The sequence below is a fragment of the Erwinia papayae genome (assembly GCF_058241465.1).
Genome location: NZ_JBZCHT010000013.1, coordinates 272,299 through 291,528, shown reverse-complemented (window position 1 = coordinate 291,528; position 19,230 = coordinate 272,299). Strand labels below are relative to the sequence as shown.

Here is a 19,230-nt window from a genome sequence, read left to right as displayed (position 1 = left end):
AGTGATGTGGGCAACACCCGCATAAAACCCCAATCTGTTAAGGAAGATAATCATGCCTGATATGTCACGAAGATCATTTATGGTGGCCGGAACCGTGCTGGCCAGTGCCATTTCCACCACCGGGCTAAGCCGTGAAGCCCGCGCCGCAAACAAAAACGGATTTATGGCGGCGTCTGAAGCAGGAAACGGGCAAGGCGCTGGGGCGGCGAAAGGGCCAGGCATACAGCGAATTGTTGCCCTGTGTGAAGTCACTGGCGGTGGTGAAAAGGTTTACGGCATCGCGGTTGAATATGATGTGGATATTGACCCAGCGAGCCTGACGCTCACCAGCTATCAAACCGCAGTCGTTCCGGCTGCGGAAGGGTTCTTTGCCGGTATGCCTGATGAACCCGACAAAAATGCGGGCAACGCCGCCCCGCAGCCGCGAGCGGTGAGTGTTATCTATACCAACTCGGCACCCGCACTGTTATCGGGGCAGAGGAGCGTTACCGGAAGATATGTGATTGCGGAGTTCAGCCACGATCCCGACCTCAGTTTACCCACTCAAGACAGCGACATTGTCTGGTTGACCCAGGTAAAAAATGTTAACACGCTGAAGGGGCAGGTTTATGCGGCGACCAGCACCCGCTGGAGCAATGCCGGAGCGCATGGCAATAACGTCGCGATCCGGGGTGTTGATCGCTGGGAACAAAATCACTGGTGGTGGGATGACCAGCGCTCAGCCTGGCTGGAATACAGTATTTATTTGCCGCAGTCGTTCCTCCAACCGGGGGGCGAAAACAAAGCTTATCCTCTGCTACTGGCGATTACCCATTCCGGCACCAGTTATGATGGCACCTGTGCGCAGACGCTGACCGAGCAGTGTATCGCGGCTATCTGGAGTATGCCGGAAGAGCAGGAACAGCATGAATGCGTGGTGATCACCCCACGTTACGAACGCACCACCATGAATGATTACTGGGAACACACCAGCGATGTGGAGAACACCTGGCGACTGGTGCAGTCACTGTTAAGCAACAGCTGGGACTACGGTAATCCCAATCTGGCGGATCGCAGCGACAAAGTGCTGAAAATTGATGCTTCACGGGTTTACTGTACGGGATGGTCAATGGGGGCGATGACCTCGCTCTGGCTGATGGCGAAACACTCGGAAACCTTTGCCGCCGGACTGATTATTGCCGGTCAGCAGCGACCAAAAGACGTGGTGACCCTGGCAAAGCAGAAGTTGTTAATTATCACCGGGTCAGAGGATAACAAAGCCACGCCGTGGAATGAGAAATGTATCCCTGTCTGGCAGCAGGCGGGCGGTAAGATAACCCGGCCTGACGAGCAGCTCGATCCCGCATTGATTTTCCCGGTCGAGAATCAGCACAGACTCTCCGAACGCATTGAAGGCTACCTGGCAGAAGGCAGCAATATTACGTTTCTCACCTTTAAAGGTGTCGATCACATGGCCTCTGCCCGCAAGTTTTTTTATATTCACGCGGCACGCAACTGGTTATTCAAACAGAAGAAAAATTAAGCCGGATGCATTTTCCTGCCGAAGTGGTACTCAGGACGACTTCAGCACCACCACCGCATAGTGACAGGGCTGGGCGGTGGCATTCTGAAAAATGCAGTCGGTAGGGTCGCCCAGCTCCAGACAATCTCCTTTGTTCATCTCCAGCACCGTATCTCCTTCCTGAAAAGTGAGTGTGCCATCCAGCACCCAGATTAACTGGCGGCGGCCAAGATAGGAAATAGCGGGCATTGGCACCGTGACGCCGGCCGGTAGCGCCACACTGACCAGGTCAAGCGGGATTTTTCCCGGTGAGACGTGGCGTCGGATATAGCCGGTTTCAGGATCCTGCCAGACAGCCTGCTGCTGATAACGAATCAGCGTTCCACTCCTGGCTTCACTCAGGGCGATCAGCTGGGACATACTCATGTCAAAAGATCCGGCAAGCCTCGCCAGCAGCGTTGCCGTCGGGCTGCTTTCTCCCCGTTCAATTTTGTGGATCATGGCTCTGGAAACGCCGGAAAATCCGGCCAGATCGGTCAGCGACCAGCCACGGCTTTCTCTCTCAGTTTTAACCTTCTGACCGATACGTTGATTAATATCGTCTTCTTTACTGGACAATTCGTCTGACATAATGGATAACTACTATAGTGAATGATTATCTACTTTAGTGACAGCACAACGAGGTGTCCAGCATGAAGATACGTCAGGCGACAGAAGGTGATGCGGCAGCGATTACTGAGATTTACAACGAAGCGGTATTGCAGACAACCGCTGTCTGGAATGACTGCACGGTCGATGTCACCAACCGGATAAAATGGCTGAGTGACAGGCAAAACGCCGGATTTTCGGTACTGGTGGCGGTGGATTAGGCCAACAGCGTGCTGGGCTATGCCACTTACGGTGCCTGGCGTCCCTGGGATGGTTATCGCCATACCGTTGAAGATTCCATCTATGTTGACAAAAATGCCAGAGGTAAAGGCACTGGCGCTGCGCTGATGAAGGTGCTGATTCAACAGGCCACCCTGCAAGGGAAACATATTATGGTCGCCGGGATTGAATCCTCAAACGAAGCCTCGCTGGCCTTGCACCGAAAGTTTGGATTCACCGACGCCGGGCGGCTCAGTGAGGTGGGCTGTAAGTTTGGTCACTGGCTGGATCTGAACTTCCTTCAGCTGCGTCTGGACAGCAGAGCAAATCCCGACTGAGCCGGGCGGCTTTTACCGCAGGCCGCCAGACAGCGACCGGCCTGCGGTTTTGTTGTCCGAGCTATCGCCCACCCGCACCGAGAGCAGCAAGAAAGGCATGTTTAACCGCTTCTGCCTGAACCTCCAGACACAGCCTCTGCGCCGGACATTCAGCGAACGGATTGAAACGTGAGGCCAGCTGCGTTAGTTGCCGCACGGTCTGGCCGAAAGTAATGCCTTCGCAAACGACCCTGACCGGCGATTGCACCGTGGTAAACAGCGTCGGATGATTCAGCCAGGAAATAGTCAGGGTGTCGTGAAGCGCCATTCCGGCGAATCCCTCTTTTTGCAGGCTGTAGCGCAGATAGCCCTGAGAAATGGCCTCCAGCACCGGCAGATTAAGACTGCGGATATCCTCAGCACCGATCAGCACCTGATGGATGACATCCAGCGGCAGGATCACCACGGGCCAGGCGAAAGAGAAAACCTGGTCTGCGGCATGGGGATCTTTCCAGATATTAAATTCGCTATGTGGCGTCACATTACCCGCATGACCATGGGTGCCGAATGCGCCACCCATGATGACCACCTCTTTCACCAGCGGAATGATGTCCGGTGCCAGATTAGCTGCCACTGCCAGATTGGTCAGCGGCCCGATAGCCACCAGGGTAATTTCCCCTGGCTGCGCTCTTACTGTGTCGATAATGAATTCCACTGCGCTTTCTGCCCGGTCGTCGAAAGGATTCTCCAGCACATCGCCCAACCCGTCGCTGCCGTGGACTTTTGCCGCGCCGGTCACCTGAGAGAGCGCCAGCGGGCGCGAACAACCACGAAATACCGGCACATCCAGACCGATCTGCTGTGAAAACAGGCGGGCATTTTTCACCGCCTGACCCACCGCAACGTTGCCAAAAACGGTAGTGATCCCCAAAATATTTTGCGTTTTTGCCGCATAGGCCAGCGCGAAAGCGTCATCCACGCCGATATCAGTATCAAAAATTATCTTTCTCATTGCGTCCTCAAATCCAGCCAGCAGGCATTTCTCAGAACTAATCCGGACAAAACAGTTTGCCGCGATAAGGTTATTTCACCGGTTCCAGCACAAAAATTTTCACCTCCACCACATCGTCTTTAATCAGACTACGATGTTGCTCCATATGCTCGGCCTGCTGGTGTTGCTCCAGATGACGCAGGGAATCCCAGTGTTCCAGCATAAAAATTGAGTCAGGCGAGTGCTGCTTCCAGGGAACCTGGGCTTTGTGATCGATTAGCGGCAGATACCCTCCGCATCCCTCTTCCTGCAATACCGTGGGGATCAACTTTTCAATCGCCTGTAACACGGCAGTGCGACGGCCAGCTCTGACACAAATCTCGGCAATAACGGTAAGCATATTGATCCTTTTTGCGTTGATGAAAGTTCGTTTCAGGGGACTGGTGCCTGCGCGGGTGCGGTCACACCGCCATTTTCAGCGCACAGCATCCTGGTCTGCCTGGCTGGGATTGTCGCAGTCAATATAATATTTTGTGTCGAAGATAACCTTTTTGGGAAAAGAATTTTTCAGCAATGTAAAAGACATCACATTATCTGACAGACGACGTAATGTATCATAATCGTTTTATTTCGATCATTATGTTGACTAAGAATTCGTGAGCAATATATATATATTTGCCATGTATCACTTTTTGTTATGCTGGCGACGTCCGGTTTGAGAAGATATTCACGCGAGAAACTATATTCATCTGAAAGGATAAACCAGGACTTATCCTAAAAAAATTGCTGTGAAAAAATGGTGATAACTTATTAAGATGAAATATAACAGGCAGGCCCTGGAAGTTTGCACCTTAAATCTGAAAAAATAGCCATATACTGAATGGAGCACTAAACACGTCCCTCAAAACTGCCACTGTGCAGGATAAATAAAAACTGGATGAGATATTCAGCCTTTGGGCATGAAATGATATCAGTCATCGATATAGAAAAGTTCATATTATTACTTTCGCGTTCAATTTAGGAAGGGGTAATTTATGGTCAGAAAAAAATATATCCGGAACGCGTTAAAGTAAATTAATTGTCTGAGTGTCTTATTTTTAACAGAGATAAAATAACTTTGGAGCGGAAAGAATTTTCCAGCTACGCCGTTATCAGTAATCGCAGCCAGTCTGCACATATCATCAGTGATTGCTGGCAGAGAGTGAAGCAAAGCAGGCTTTAAGATTAAGGGAGAATGATTTTGGGCATACCACAACTCTTTGATCTGTCAGAGCGGACGGCATTAATCACCGGCGGTTCGCGTGGATTAGGATTACAAATTGCTGAAGCACTGGGATCGCAGGGGGCGCATGTCATCCTTTCTGCACGAAATGCTGATGAATTACGCACAGCGCAGTCGCACCTCGTTTCATTGGGCATCAGTGCCGACTGGATAGTTGCTGATAATACGCGGGATGTCGATATTGAACGCCTCGCAGAAGAAGCCATAGCCAAAAAAGGTCACGTCGATATTCTGGTGAATAATGCCGGTACGGCGTTTGGTACGCCGGCAGAAGATCATGCCATTGACGACTGGGATCGCGTGATGGATTTGAATATCCGTAGCCTGTTTTTATTAACTCGCAATATCGGCAAACACAGCATGATCCCCCGCCGCTACGGAAAAATCATTAATGTCTCCTCGCTGGCGGGGTTGCAGGGCAATCTGCCAGGCTGGTTGGAAGGCATTGCCTACAGCACCAGCAAAGGCGCGGTGGTAAATTTTACCCGCGCACTGGCCGGTGAGTGGGGCGAATTTAATATTACCGTTAATGCGCTTGCGCCTGGTTTTTTTCCTTCAACCATGACGCGTAATTTACTGAATAAGGTGGGTGTTGAAACGCTCGCACAAAAATCACCCTTGCGACGAATAGGTGATAACGAAGATTTAAAAGGCGCGGCGATTTTATTCTCCTCAGATGCCAGCAAATATATCACGGGCCAGACACTCGCCATTGATGGTGGCATCAGTGCGGTATAATTTCATTTTTATCACTTCCGCTGGCAGATAAACAGGCTTAACTGTCAAACAGGGATCGCGCCCGGTGACAGGGAGCGGCGATGATCTGAATGGTGATGAAGACACAATAATATTTTTCCAGACGATCGCGTTACCAGACAGAGGTTTCAACTATGAAGAGTTGCTTTGATGGATGGCAGCCATGCGTTATTAATATCGAAGATAAAGTTGCGGTAATTAAGCACCTTGAGAAATATCGATTTGCTGTTATTGAGAACGACTGGCAATATGACGATGCTGATTTTCGCTATATATCTGACCTTTATTTTTTGGGCGATATTTATCAGTCTGCATTTAACCGGGTGGAGCATGAAGAAGGGGTATTTTCTTCCGGGGTAAATCAGATTGGTGGACTGTCACGCGGCACGCATGTTGTGTTTAACAGTAGCGCACATCTTCCCCTGCACACTGATGGTTCTTATATCCCGATTGGCAGCATAAAAACGTCAATTCTTCTTTGTAAACAACACGCCTCCCAGGGGGGAGAAACGGTTCTGTTTGATAGCGTATCTGCATTTCAACAACTGCGGATTGATTATCCCGACCTGGCAAACATCTTACTTGAAGAGAATATATTCAGGCGACGTTCAACCGGAACACAATCGGGAAAGCAGTATTCTCATATCGGGCCGGTTTTTCGTTCCGATGAGAACGGTGGCTTTATTGGCGGATTTACCCTGGATATTACCGCCGACTGGGAATGGTCTTACAAAATAAATCCTCGCGTTGCTGATGCCGTTGACTATCTGTCACAGCTGGCAACAGAAGGAAGCCGTTATTTTCTGACATTTCCTCTCTGTCGTGGACAGGCCCTGATATTTCGTAATGACAAAATTTCACACGGACGTTGTGCCTTTACAGATGACCCGGCTTGTCCAAGAACATTGCTGCGAGGCATGTTTGTCGATGTACCGAAACTGAGCGCTTAATAAGGAAAGATGATGCACGAACCCACTTTGGCTGAACAGTGGAACAGCTGGCTTACCTGTCCCCCGGAACGACTTCAGGCGCAAATGCGTTCAGATTTAGAAAATATAACGGTAGCAGAAAAAACACGCGCGGCGATGCTGGCATTTGTTGATGAATATCGTCGCAAAGGCGAAAACTGGAGTTCGCAGGGGATCAGAGGAGACGAACTTAAAGCTCCGTTGCTGGAGCTGCAACAGGCCGCCCCGCACTATTTTTCGCTGTTCTGTGAAAAAATTGCCTTAGCGGAAAAATTCAAATGGGTTGGCGGCAGCGTGGGGGCAGAGGTGCTGGCTGCGCAAACCAGTTACAAGAAATTTGCTGTTGTATCGACGCCCAGAGCGGGTACGCATTTGATCCGCACGCTGCTGGGTTCTCATCCCAATATTGAAATGCACGGCGAAGCCTTCAATCGCTTTGGTCAGCACTTACTTCCTTACTCGGTAAGTGATACTCCTGTTGACACCATTATTCAGCGCCATCTTTTCCGGCCCTGGTTTGAATATGTTGAAGCGGTGGGATTTGTGCTTTTTCGCGATCTCGACACGCAGTGGGGAAAACATTCTGTCTGGCCTGATTTACAGGCGATCCCCGACCTGAAATTGATCATGTTGGAAAGAAAAAGTCTGTTGCAACAGTTCGTGTCGTTAAAGAAAAGCCTGCGCGATCAGATATGGTATTTCTCCAGGAACGACAGCCGGGCTGTTTCTGATGAAAAGATTGCAGTTTCTCTTGATGAGTTGCTGCCATTCATTGATGAAAATACAGAAAACCGCCTTAAATTCACCGAAGCTTTTCAGCATCATCAGATGCTGACCCTTTATTATGAAGATGTGGTTGCCGCCCCCGAAACCGCTGCCGGTGAAATATTGTCTTTCCTCGATGTTTCTGAACTCAGGCTTTGTGCCGGAACCGGCAGAAAAGAGAGCCGTCCCCTCAGTTCTGTCATCAGTAATTACCCTCAACTCATCACTACCCTGAAAGGGACAAAATATGAGCCATATTTATAGTCCACACTGGCCGCCTTATACGGTGCTTACCGAGAAAGATGAACGACCGCTTATCAGCCACGGACAGGGTATTTATTTATTCGCTGAGAATGGCGAGCGTTATCTTGACGGCATATCGGGTTGTTATAACCACTGCCTTGGGCACTCTCATCCTGAACTGATTGCCGTGCTGCAACAACAGATCGCCACGCTGATGCATGCCTGCAATATCTATTCAAATACCCAACTGCCCGGACAGCTTGCTGAGAAAATAGCGTCAAAGCTGACTGATACCGGTCTGCGCAACAGCTTCTTCGTGGGTAGCGGCAGCGAAGGGGTTGAGAGCGCATTAAAAATGGCCTGGCAATATCAGGTCAACTGCGGGCGAATGCAACGAACCAAAATCATGGCTATCGATGGCGCTTATCATGGCTGCACACTGGGTGCGATGATGGCGACAAGGCGGGCATTTATTAATGAGGGCATCTTACCCTCTTTGCTTGCTGACAATACGATAACCATGCCGCCACCGACGCAGCTGAAGGATCTTGAAGCCTGGCAAAATGTTTTTGAACAGCAGCAGGCCACCATCGCTGCGGTGATTATCGAGCCAATTATGGCGATGGAAGGTACACGCCTGCTGCCCGAAGGTTTTTTGCAACAACTCTCCGCACTGGCCAACAAATATGATATTCCGCTGATCTGCGATGAAGTCTATTGTGGTATTGGTCGCGCGGGCACGTTTTGTGAATCAATTTCGCAGGGCGCCCATCCTGACATTGTTATTTTCAGTAAATGCCTTGGCGGTGGCGTACCTGTTACTGCCGTGATTGCGACAGAAAAAATCGCTGACAGCTTTAAAGGACAGGCGCTGCCGTTTTTCCGTCATGGACATACGCAATCCGGTAATTTACTCGGCTGTCGCGCAGGACTGTTTATCCTCGACTATCTGGATAAACACCATCTTTATGATGCCGTGGTGGAAAAAGGAAACAGACTTTTACGGTTAATCCGCGATGCTCTGCCGCAAACAGATGGGCTGCTCAGCCTGCAAGGAAAAGGCCTGATGTTATCAATGACATTTGCATCGCCGATGCTTTGTGGACGCGCACAGGCGGTAATACGACAGCACGGAGTTATTGTGGGTGCTGCCGGCTGTTATTTAAAACTGGCACCGTCTTTTACCCTTTCGGATAAAGAGGCAGAGGAATTAGCGCAGCGTATTACCACGGCACTTGCTTCACTGCCATAAGTTATTTACCGCTGTCATTGTTATTTAAAAATGTTTATGGGAAAAAGCTATGTCTGAATACTTCAATCTTGAAAATATTATTCATGGACGCAGGCATGAATCGCCTTTCCCCTGGGGGGAATTAACGCAAATCTGGCATAACAGCACTACAGCGTTAACCCTGGCTGAGGAATTTCCGACCGAAGGATTTAATTATCGTGAACGTAATGGTGGCTATTTTTATCGCCGTACCCTTATTCCGCTTGGACAAGGTCATTTAACCGATCCGGTCACGCTGAGCAATGCCTGGCAGGGAATGTGTAATGAACTGCTGTCTGACGAATTTATTACCGCGTTATCCACATTTTGCCAGGCACCTCTGGCTGAATTCAAAATGGAAGCGGTCGCGTTTCGTGGTGGACGGGATACTCACTATCTGCCACACGTTGATGCTTCTCTGACCCGGGGATTTCGCATGATTATCTATTTCAATGACCATTGGCAGGAGAGCTGGGGCGGGGCATTTCAGATCCTCAACCCCGATAATCACGCGGAAGTCTGTTGTTCAGTGCTTCCTCTTGTTGGCAACGCCAGCGTCATTATTCGCGACGGATATTATGAAACCTGGCATCAGGTTGTGCCGTTAACAGGAGAATCGGTCAAAACACGCAATGCACTCAATGTCACCTGGTATGAACCCGGCACCATGAGCACCAGGCAGTGATGAAGAAGCTCATTTTTCTTTACGGTCCTCCGGCGGTGGGCAAACTCACCGTGGGTGGTTTGCTGGCAGCTCAAACGGCGGCAACGTTGTTCCATAATCATCTGACTTACGATCTGGCGCTGGCGCTACTGCCCCCGGACAGTGGCTTTGACCTCACAAAGCAATTTGCCTGCAAAATACGGCTGTATACTTTGTCGCTGCTTTTTGCTCAGCGTGATAACGATGTGATCACCACCTTCTGTTATGAAGGAAGTAAAGACGATGAATATATCGCCGCAATAAAGACGATTTGTGAGAAGCACCGCGTCACGCCCTGCTTCGTGCAGCTTTGCAGCGACGAAGCTCAGCTTCTGAACCGGGTGAAAAACAGCGATCGTGCCCGGTTTGGTAAGGTGAATACCCAGGATGCGCTGCAAAAGATTTTAAGCCATTATCACTACCGCGACCGTATTGAAGCCGCCTTTCACCTGCGCCTTTCCACGACCGACCTGACCGCTGAAGAAGTGGTCAGAACCTTAACCGACTGGCTTGACGCCCTGTAATTCTGTCAGCATGCCTGTGTCTGGTGCGCCTCAACCCGCGCGTGTTTAAGCGGAGCAGGGCGCAGAAAGCTATCTTTCTGCTGACAACATCTTTGCTATCTGTGCAGTAACAGGCGATAAACTCTGTTGCGTGATTTTCTGAAACAAGAGAGCAACAACATGATGAAAAGAGGGTTTATTCTACTGCTGCTGTTGGCAGCGGGAAGTGTCAGTGCGCAATCACATCTGGACCGTGTTCTGCAAAGTAAAGTGCTGACGGTTTGTACCACCGGGGATTACCGGCCATACAGCCTGCTGCGGCCAGACGGAGACTATGAGGGGCTTGATATCACCATGGCCCGCTCGCTGGCCAAAAGCCTGGATGCACAAATCAAATGGGTGCCCACCAGCTGGAAGACACTGATGCAGGATTTTCTGGCGAAGCAGTGTGATATTGCGGTCGGCGGGATCTCTGTCACCCTGAAACGCCAGCAGACGGCATGGTTTGCCAGTTCGCTGGGAAGCGACGGCAAAATTCCGCTGGTGCGCTGTGCCGATAAAGCGAAATACCAGACGGTCAGGCAGCTGAACCAGCCTGCTGTACGGCTGATTGAACCGGCGGGCGGCACTAACGAAGCCTTCGCCCATCAGGTACTGCCACAGGCAAATCTGACCCTGTACCACGATAACGTCACCATCTTTCAGCAACTGGTGGATAAAAAAGCCGACGTGATGATAACCGATGCCTCGGAAGCGCTTTACCAGCAGAAGCACTACCCGCAGCTTTGTGCCATTAACCCTCAGCAGCCGATGCAGTATGGCGAAAAAGCCTGGATGTTGCCGCGCGATGACATGAGCTGGAAGCTGTATGTCGATCAGTGGCTGCATCTCAGTATCGCCACCGGCGAATACCAGCAGACTGCGGGTGAATGGTTGGCTGACGCAAAATAGGCTTTTACGGCGGGAAACCTGGCTCCCGCCCTCATCCAACTTCCACCACGGTTACCTGTGACAGAACCTGTCCGGATAAGGTACTATCCTCGCCAAATCACCCCGATGTGTCATACCGATTGCGCCACGATGTGAGGAATCAACAGTAATGAGTGATCTGACGCAGGATGGTGCAGAGCGTCGTGCCCTGCATAAGTTTACCGAAGAGGCCTACCTCAACTATTCCATGTACGTCATCATGGATCGTGCGCTGCCCTATATTGGGGATGGTCTGAAACCTGTTCAGCGCCGTATCGTCTATGCGATGTCCGAACTGGGACTGAATAACAGCGCCAAATTTAAAAAATCGGCGCGTACCGTGGGTGACGTGCTGGGTAAATACCATCCGCACGGCGACAGCGCCTGCTATGAAGCGATGGTGCTGATGGCTCAACCCTTCTCCTACCGTTATCCGCTGGTGGACGGGCAGGGAAACTGGGGCGCGCCGGACGATCCGAAATCCTTCGCGGCGATGCGCTATACCGAATCGCGGCTGTCAAAGTATGCCGAACTGCTGCTCAGCGAGCTGACGCAGGGCACCGTTGATTTTATTCCAAATTTTGACGGGACGATGCAGGAGCCTTCGATCCTCCCTGCACGTCTGCCAAATATTCTGCTCAACGGCACCACCGGCATTGCGGTGGGAATGGCAACCGATATCCCACCGCATAACCTGCGTGAAGTGGCGCAGGCGGCGATTAAACTGATCGACTCGCCCAAGGCATCGCTGGATGAGCTGCTGGACATTGTGCAGGGGCCGGATTATCCCACCGAGGCGGAGATTATCACCCCTCGCAATGAGATCCGTAAAATCTATCAGAGCGGGCGTGGCTCGGTGCGAATGCGTGCCGTATGGAAAAAAGAAGACGGCGACGTGGTGATCACTGCGCTGCCGCATCAGGTTTCCGGTGCCCGGGTGCTGGAACAGATTGCCACACAGATGCGCAACAAAAAGCTGCCGATGGTGGAAGATCTGCGTGATGAGTCCAACCACGAAAACCCGACGCGGCTGGTCATTGTCCCGCGCTCTAACCGCGTGGATGTGGAACAGGTGATGAATCACCTGTTTGCCACGACCGATCTGGAAAAAAGCTACCGCATTAACCTCAATATGATCGGCCTGGATAATCGTCCGGCGGTGAAAAATCTGCTGGAAATTATCAGCGAATGGTTGGTTTTCCGCCGTGAAACTGTCCGTCGTCGCCTGAACTTCCGTCTGGAAAAGGTGCTGAAACGCCTGCACATTCTGGAAGGTTTGCTGATTGCGTTTCTTAACATTGATGAAGTTATTCATATCATCCGCACTGAGGATGAGCCGAAGCCGCAATTGATGGCGCGTTTCGGTATCAGCGAAACCCAGGCCGAAGCGATCCTTGAACTGAAATTACGTCATCTTGCCAGACTGGAAGAGATGAAAATTCGTGGTGAGCAGGATGAACTGGCGAAAGAGCGCGATAAATTGCAGGAGATCCTCGCCTCTGAACGCAAGATGAACACCCTGCTGAAGAAAGAAATTCAGGCCGACAGCGATACTTATGGGGATGCCCGCCGCTCGCCACTGCGCGAGCGTGAAGAAGCGAAAGCGATCAGCGAAAGCGAACTGGTGCCGTCCGAACCGGTGACCATTGTGCTGTCTCAAATGGGCTGGGTGCGCAGTGCCAGGGGCCATGATATTGACCCGGTCGGGCTGAGTTATAAGGCCGGAGACAATTACCGGGCTGCGGCGCGCGGTAAGAGTAACCAGCCGGTGGTCTTTATTGACTCTACCGGACGTAGCTATGCGTTAGACCCGGTCACTCTGCCGTCGGCGCGTGGTCAGGGTGAACCCCTGACCGGCAAACTCACGCCGCCACCGGGCGCGATAATGGAACAGGTATTGATGGAGGCTGACGATCAACGGCTGCTGATGGCCTCTGATGCGGGTTATGGCTTTGTCTGTACCTTTAACGATCTGGTTTCCCGTAACCGCGCCGGAAAAGCCCTGCTAAATCTGCCTGAAAATGCCAGAGTGATGACGCCACTGGCGATTCATCACGATGACGATCTGCTGCTGGCGATTACCGCTGCCGGAAGAATGCTGCTGTTCCCGGTGGCGGATTTGCCACAGCTGACCAAGGGCAAAGGCAACAAGATCGTCTCGGTTCCTTCGGCGCAGGCGGCGTCTGGTGAAGACAAGCTGAGCTGGCTGTTGCTGCTCTCGCCGCAAACGGCGATTACTCTGCATGTTGGTAAACGCAAACTTACTCTGCGCCCGGAAGATCTTCAGAAATTCCGTGCTGAGCGGGGGCGGCGGGGAACGCTACTGCCACGAGGACTGCAACGGATAGATCGTGTTGAGGTGGATATGCCGGCGCGTGAACAGACGGGCGACGGTGACGCATAACAGCCATCTGCTAACCCGGTGAAATGCGGTGGATTTCGCCAATTAAGGATATACTCTGGTCGGTGCCTGCTGACCAGGTATGACAGCAATAATGAGGATGTATGCTCTCCATTTTACGCTTCATCGTAGTAATTACTTATTCGGTACTGGTCTGTGTATTCGGCAGTATTTATTGTCTCCTCAGCCCACGCAACCCACGCCATGTGGCGACCTTTGGGCATATGTTTGGCCGCCTCTCCCGGGTCTTTGGCGTGAAAGTGGAGCTGCGCAAACCTGTCGGTGCGGAAAATTATCCAAACGCTATCTATATCGCCAATCATCAGAACAACTACGACATGATCACGGCCGCCAATATTGTGCAGCCGACCACCGTCACCGTGGGTAAGAAAAGCCTGTTGTGGATCCCATTTTTCGGGCAGCTCTACTGGCTGACGGGCAATCTGTTGATTGACCGTGATAACCGTGCCAGTGCGCATGGCACCATTGCTGAGCTGGTAAATCAGTTTAAAAAGAAAAAAATCTCATTCTGGATGTTCCCGGAAGGCACCCGCAGTCGGGGACGCGGCCTGTTGCCATTCAAGACCGGCGCGTTCCATGCGGCCGTCGCGGCGGGCGTACCGGTGATCCCGGTGGTGGTCAGTAACACCCACGATAAAATCAAACTGAACCGGCTGAAAAACGGTCTGGTAATTGTTGAGATGCTGCCACCGGTAGATACCTCGGCCTTTGCCGATCAGTCGGTGCGTAAGCTGGCAACCCATTGCCGCGAGCTGATGGCGCTCAAACTGGAAGAACTGAACGCAGAAGTGGCCAGGCGCGAAGCCGACGGGAAAATCTGATACTTTCCTGACCAGATACACAGCATTGATTAAAATCATAAAAATGGATAGCAGCGCTGCCTGCAGCGCTGCTTTTTGGAATTCGGAGTTTTTATGTCCCTCAGTCGTCGTCAGTTTATTAAGACATCCGGCGTTGCACTCTGTGCCAGCGCATTGCCTGTCCAGGTGCGCGCCGCAGGACCGGGCACTGCGCTGCCGGTTCCGCCGCTGGTGGAGTCTCGTCGCGGGCAACCGGTCTTTCTTACCCTGCAACGCAGCCACTGGTCTTTTACCGGTGGCAGTAAAGCTCAGGTATGGGGAATTAATGGCCTCTATCTTGGCCCGACGGTACGCGTGTGGAAGGGGGATGACGTAAAACTGATTTACAGTAACCGGTTGAACGAGCCGGTTGCCATGACCATCAGCGGGCTACAGGTTCCGGGCGCGCTGGCGGGAGGCGCACCGCGACTGATGTCGCCCGGTGTCGACTGGGCACCGGTAATGCCGGTGCGCCAGCCAGCGGCAACCTGCTGGTATCATGCTATGACGCCAAACCATATGGCAGAGCATATCTACAATGGGCTTGCTGGTATGTGGCTGGTGGAAGACGAGGTCAGCAAAGCGCTGCCGTTGCCTGCGCACTATGGCGTGGATGATTTTCCACTGATTATTCAGGACAAGCGTATCGATAACTTCGGTTCGCCGGAATATGATCCCCCCTCAAGCGGTGGCTTTGTAGGCGATACCCTGCTGGTCAACGGCGTACAAAATCCTTATGTTGACGTTTCGCGTGGCTGGGTCCGCCTGCGGTTGCTTAACGCCTCAAACTCCCGCCGTTACCTGTTGCAGATGAGTGACAGTCGGGCATTTAACGTGATTGCCAGCGATCAGGGTTTCCTGCCTGCTCCGGTATCGGTCCAGCAGCTGTCGCTGGCGCCCGGCGAACGTCGTGAAATTCTGGTGGATATGAGCCAGGGCAATGAAGTATCGATTACTGCGGGCAGGGCTGCTGGCGTGGTTGAACGACTGCGTGGACTGTTCCAGCCCTCTTCAATCCTCACCTCCACGCTGGTTTTGACGCTGCGTCCCACCGGCCTGCTGCCGCTGGTGACCGATAATTTGCCGATGCGGCTGCTGCCCGATCAGCTGATTGAAGGAGGAAGCGGTCGTACGCGGGAGTTTCGCCTGGGTGATTCAACACCGGGAATTAATGGGGCGCTGTGGGATATGGCTCGTATTGATACCCAGGCGCAGCAGGGGACCTTTGAACGCTGGATAATCTATGCCGACCTGCCGCAGTCCTTTCACGTTCAGGGAGTGATGTTCCTGATTAAGAACGTCAACGGTGCGCAGCCAATGCTGGAAGATCGCGGCTGGAAGGACACGGTCTGGGTGGATGGTAGCGTGGAGCTGTTAGTCTCCTTTACCCAACCCTCGTCCGATCATTTCCCGTTTGTCTACTACAGTCAGACGCTGGAGATGGCCGATCGTGGCAGCGCCGGGCAACTTCAGGTACAACCCGTCCAGTAATTCACGGTCTGCTCTCTGTTGATATTGTCATGATTGTACGACCGGCAAAGGTTACACCGCGCTTATAAAGATGAGTCTGATTTTTACAGAGCGGTCAAACCTGGAATATGAATATTTTTAATAAAATTCAGCGTGGTTTTAATTTAGTCTTCAGCGATGATTAAACTGCCTGAGGTTATTATTAACAGGCTGTAAAGAATATCTGCTGATTTTAATGTGATATTAATTTCCCTGAATAACTATTTGCTTTATTGTTAAGTGAAAAAAAAAGATGAATAACGGCCATATCATCAGTGGTATGGCCGGGAATGGTCACGCCTGGTGTCATATCATCGCCAGCTGGCTGATGATAAGCCGGGTAATTATTGTGCCGTTTTCTTTTCCAGAATAACCGCCGTTCCGCGCCAGTGGCTTGAATCACCCGGACGACCAAGCGAAGAGATATACATATACTCACCGCCTTTTTTATCCACCTCAGCTTTCAGCGCACCTACCGCTTTTGACTTGCCACCTCTGACGTTGGCGATGGAAACACGTTCTTTTTTAGTATAATTTTTGAGTTCATTTTTCGGTACAATTTGCGCTGCCAGAGCTGAAGCACTCAACATAGTAAGAACAATAAAAGAAATGATTTTTTTCATTGTAAGACCATCCGTAATTAAAGTTGATTAGTGGATATCTGCATTTTTATAACAGTATGCAAGTTTATCTGAAAATATCCATGTTTTCATTTATAAAATTATTCTGTAGTGCCATTATTATTTTAATAAATTCACATTATCTGATGTTATTTTTTTATTAATTTACAGCTATGCTGATGAGAATTATCCCTTTTCAGGGAATATTCTCTGAACAGGCGGGCGTGCCACTGATTAATGGGGTTTATCTCATTAACGTCGGGCATATTCCGAAGATGGCGACTTGTTTAATCAGGGTTTAGAATAGTTTGCGATAAATATTAATAACAGCATTATTGTTAACCAGCCGGGCTGCTGAAATTATTCCGGACCACTATTTTTTTAACAGACTGGTCCGGAATATCAGATTATTGCAAAGTGATTAAAATAATATGTATCAGTTCAGCTCGTCAGGATTTGGTCCCAGACGATGGCCTTTGTCCAGTGAAGCGATTTCGCTGACCTCGGGCTTTTCCAGGCGGAAGTCAAAGACCTGAAAGTTTTCCGCAATACGTGAGGGAGTGACCGATTTGGGGATCACCACCAGTCCGCTGTCCAGATGCCAGCGGATAACAATCTGGGCCGGGGTTTTTCCATATTTCCTCGCCAGCTTTTTGATGATTTCCTGATCAAACACGCCTTTGCCGCCTTGCGCCAGCGGGCTCCAGGATTCGGTCTGAATTTGATGCAGCGCATTCCAGGCATGCAGAGAGCGCTGTTGCAGCATCGGGTGCAGCTCGACCTGGTTGATTACCGGACTGACGCCGGTTTCCTCCATCAGACGCTTCAGGTGTGCCTCATGGAAATTACAGACGCCAATGCTTTTTGCCAGCCCCTGTTTTTGTAACTCAATCATCGCCTGCCATGCGCTGACAAAATGATCTTTCTGCGGGCAGGGCCAGTGCATCAGATAGAGATCCACGCTCTCCAGTTGCAGTTTCTTCAGGCTGGTTTCCAGCGCCTCAGGCACATTCTGCTGGTCATCGTTCCACAGTTTGGTGGTAATGAAAATATCGTCACGCGCCACCGCAGTTTCCTGTAGCGCCTGACCGATTCCTTCTTCGTTTTTATAGATTGCCGCGGTATCAATCGAACGATAGCCCACCTCCAGCGCTTTCAGCGCCGCCTGCCGGGCTTCATCAATACTGGCCTGCCACACGCCAAGACCGATTTGCGGCATCACAGTGCCATCGCGGAGTTTAATTACAGGTTGCTCTGTCATGATCTCTCCTTATGCAGCGAATAAAGCCGCCGGCGGGTGCCGACTTAACGATCCTAAGTTTAGTTGAGTTTAGCCGGTGGCCTGCGAAATCTTCTGGTCCTCCATCCTGTGGATGCGCCATGGGCAGCACAATGCCCATTCCTGCCCTGATCTTGCCTGTTTCTCCACGCTGCTGGAGTTATGTCTGAATATTCGCCATCATGAACCGGAAAAAATTCTGACTGAGAACAAATGATGGACAGGCATACCCTTTGTACCCGGCTGGCCCGGCAGGTTGTTAATCTGGTCACGGCGGGCACCCCTGCCACGGCATCAGTACCGGATATCCGGCTGATATACGCTAATCAGCCGGGGGGACGCACGCCGGTATTGTACAGCTCAGGGATAGTTATTTTGTTTCAGGGGCGAAAAACGGGCTATCTGGGCAGTCATATTTTCCATTATGACGCCACGGAATATCTGATGCTGACCGTGCCGCTGTCGGTGGAGTGCAAAACCTTTGCTACACCGGAAGAGCCGCTGGCCGGTATTTTGCTGAATGTCGACCCGGTTAAACTTCAGGATTTGCTGGTGGACATTGGCGACGACGACAGTTTTCAGCCACAGCCACAAACCCGTGGGATCCACTCATCGCCGCTGACTGAAGAGATGCTGTGCGCGGCCGAGCGCCTGTTAGATGTGCTTAGCAACCCGCGCGATGCCCGTGTTCTTGGACCGCAGATTGTCAGGGAGATCCTTTACCACGTTCTGTCAGGGCCTTGCGGTGGCGCACTGATGGCAATGGTCAGCCGTCAGACGCAGTTCAGTCAGATTGCCCGCGCCGTACGGCGTATCGAGCGTCATTACACGGATAATCTCAGTGTGGATCTGTTAGCCGCAGAGGTGAATATGAGCGTTTCGGCTTTTCATCATAATTTTAAGGCCGTCACCAGCACCTCGCCGTTGCAATACCTGAAAAGCTATCGACTGCATCAGGCGCGAATGCTGATGTTGCAGCAGGGACTGAAAGCCAGCGCGGCGGCTATGCGGGTGGGCTATGAAAGTGCTTCGCAGTTCTCGCGTGAGTTTAAACGCTACTTTGGCGTGACGCCGGGCGAAGAGATTGCCCGTGCACGCCAGGGGGGGATAAATAACAATTAACTTCTGACTTTTTATTAATCAATTCTTTTGTCTGATAACCACGTTATCGAAATCAGAGTATAAAAAATGTGGCGGTAAATTATCGTTTAGTCAGTCATTTTATCTGTGATTTTTTAAATATTTTTTCCAGATGCAGAGACAATCATTCAATCTTTATTGTTATTTTTTAAAAAAAACTTTTCTGGAACATTTTTTGAACTCTCATTTCTCTTTTTTTGAGTTTTTATTGCAAGTGGACTTTTATAAAAGCAATTGTGTAATTTTTACAGCTACCATTATTCTGATGAGTGTTGCATTTTTTGCT

Annotated in this window: 17 protein-coding genes and 1 pseudogene; 13 read left to right on the top strand and 5 right to left on the bottom strand. The window is 50.9% G+C overall.

The annotated features are described in order from the left end of the window. The first annotated feature begins 52 nt into the window (after nt 1–52). Nucleotides 53–1,522: a prolyl oligopeptidase family serine peptidase gene (locus AC3RPL_RS17465; protein WP_490740985.1), complete on the top strand. Its 1,470-nt coding sequence runs from the start codon at nt 53–55 to the stop codon at nt 1,520–1,522. A 30-nt stretch (nt 1,523–1,552) separates the two neighbouring features. Here AC3RPL_RS17465 and AC3RPL_RS17460 read toward each other — a convergent pair whose 3' ends face one another. Beyond that, entirely contained in the window at nt 1,553–2,131 is a 579-nt protein-coding gene (locus tag AC3RPL_RS17460; RefSeq protein ID WP_490740984.1) for a helix-turn-helix domain-containing protein, read from the bottom strand. 62 nt (nt 2,132–2,193) lie between these two features. Between AC3RPL_RS17460 and AC3RPL_RS17455 the strand changes: the two are divergent. Continuing rightward, nucleotides 2,194–2,706 (top strand): annotated as a pseudogene (locus tag AC3RPL_RS17455) (GNAT family N-acetyltransferase). 61 nt (nt 2,707–2,767) lie between these two features. Here AC3RPL_RS17455 and AC3RPL_RS17450 read toward each other — a convergent pair. Then, nucleotides 2,768–3,697 (bottom strand): nucleoside hydrolase, encoded by a 930-nt coding sequence (locus AC3RPL_RS17450; protein ID WP_490740983.1) that lies wholly within the window; start codon nt 3,695–3,697, stop codon nt 2,768–2,770. A gap of 70 nt (nt 3,698–3,767) precedes the next feature. After that, nucleotides 3,768–4,076, bottom strand: coding sequence for a putative quinol monooxygenase (locus tag AC3RPL_RS17445; RefSeq protein WP_034936951.1), 309 nt, complete (start codon nt 4,074–4,076; stop codon nt 3,768–3,770). Nucleotides 4,077–4,916: 840 nt separating this feature from the next. On the opposite strand from AC3RPL_RS17445, the gene AC3RPL_RS17440 reads away from it, so the two are divergent. The 10 genes from AC3RPL_RS17440 (at nt 4,917) to ftsP (ending at nt 15,887) form a co-directional block, all read left to right on the top strand. Continuing rightward, entirely contained in the window at nt 4,917–5,696 is a 780-nt protein-coding gene (locus tag AC3RPL_RS17440) for an SDR family oxidoreductase (protein ID WP_490740982.1), read from the top strand. A gap of 152 nt (nt 5,697–5,848) precedes the next feature. Then, nucleotides 5,849–6,664: a TauD/TfdA family dioxygenase gene (locus AC3RPL_RS17435; RefSeq protein WP_490740981.1), complete on the top strand. Its 816-nt coding sequence runs from the start codon at nt 5,849–5,851 to the stop codon at nt 6,662–6,664. Between the two features lie 12 nt (nt 6,665–6,676). Next, on the top strand, nt 6,677–7,711 hold the full coding sequence (locus AC3RPL_RS17430) for a sulfotransferase family protein (RefSeq protein WP_490740980.1): 1,035 nt from the start codon (nt 6,677–6,679) through the stop codon (nt 7,709–7,711). Continuing rightward, nucleotides 7,695–8,942 carry a class-III pyridoxal-phosphate-dependent aminotransferase gene (locus AC3RPL_RS17425; protein WP_490740979.1) on the top strand — a complete coding sequence of 416 codons (1,248 nt, stop codon included), beginning with the start codon at nt 7,695–7,697 and terminating at the stop codon, nt 8,940–8,942. Before AC3RPL_RS17430 ends, AC3RPL_RS17425 begins: the two co-directional genes overlap by 17 nt. A 49-nt stretch (nt 8,943–8,991) precedes the next feature. Beyond that, entirely contained in the window at nt 8,992–9,645 is a 654-nt protein-coding gene (locus AC3RPL_RS17420) for a 2OG-Fe(II) oxygenase (protein WP_490740978.1), read from the top strand. Further along, nucleotides 9,645–10,187: a P-loop nucleotide/nucleoside kinase family protein gene (locus AC3RPL_RS17415; protein ID WP_490740977.1), complete on the top strand. Its 543-nt coding sequence runs from the start codon at nt 9,645–9,647 to the stop codon at nt 10,185–10,187. The genes AC3RPL_RS17420 and AC3RPL_RS17415 overlap by 1 nt, the downstream gene beginning before the upstream one ends. A gap of 159 nt (nt 10,188–10,346) precedes the next feature. Next, nucleotides 10,347–11,117 (top strand): transporter substrate-binding domain-containing protein, encoded by a 771-nt coding sequence (locus AC3RPL_RS17410; RefSeq protein ID WP_490742079.1) that lies wholly within the window; start codon nt 10,347–10,349, stop codon nt 11,115–11,117. Nucleotides 11,118–11,265: 148 nt separating this feature from the next. Beyond that, nucleotides 11,266–13,539 carry a DNA topoisomerase IV subunit A gene (gene parC, locus AC3RPL_RS17405; RefSeq protein ID WP_490740976.1) on the top strand — a complete coding sequence of 758 codons (2,274 nt, stop codon included), beginning with the start codon at nt 11,266–11,268 and terminating at the stop codon, nt 13,537–13,539. 101 nt (nt 13,540–13,640) lie between these two features. Continuing rightward, nucleotides 13,641–14,378, top strand: a complete 738-nt coding sequence (locus tag AC3RPL_RS17400) for a 1-acylglycerol-3-phosphate O-acyltransferase (RefSeq protein WP_490740975.1) — start codon at nt 13,641–13,643, stop codon at nt 14,376–14,378. 93 nt (nt 14,379–14,471) lie between these two features. After that, on the top strand, nt 14,472–15,887 hold the full coding sequence (gene ftsP, locus AC3RPL_RS17395) for a cell division protein FtsP (RefSeq protein ID WP_034936972.1): 1,416 nt from the start codon (nt 14,472–14,474) through the stop codon (nt 15,885–15,887). Nucleotides 15,888–16,249: 362 nt separating this feature from the next. On the opposite strand, the gene AC3RPL_RS17390 is transcribed toward ftsP, so the two are convergent. Together AC3RPL_RS17390 and dkgA are read right to left on the bottom strand one after the other, a co-directional pair. Continuing rightward, nucleotides 16,250–16,528 (bottom strand): YdgH/BhsA/McbA family protein, encoded by a 279-nt coding sequence (locus AC3RPL_RS17390; protein ID WP_490740974.1) that lies wholly within the window; start codon nt 16,526–16,528, stop codon nt 16,250–16,252. 433 nt (nt 16,529–16,961) lie between these two features. Then, complete coding sequence (dkgA, locus tag AC3RPL_RS17385) at nt 16,962–17,786, bottom strand: 2,5-didehydrogluconate reductase DkgA (protein WP_490740973.1); 825 nt, start codon at nt 17,784–17,786, stop codon at nt 16,962–16,964. 234 nt (nt 17,787–18,020) lie between these two features. Here dkgA and AC3RPL_RS17380 point away from each other — a divergent pair, with 234 nt between their 5' ends. After that, nucleotides 18,021–18,926, top strand: a complete 906-nt coding sequence (locus tag AC3RPL_RS17380) for an AraC family transcriptional regulator (RefSeq protein ID WP_490742078.1) — start codon at nt 18,021–18,023, stop codon at nt 18,924–18,926. The last annotated feature ends 304 nt before the right edge of the window (nt 18,927–19,230 follow it).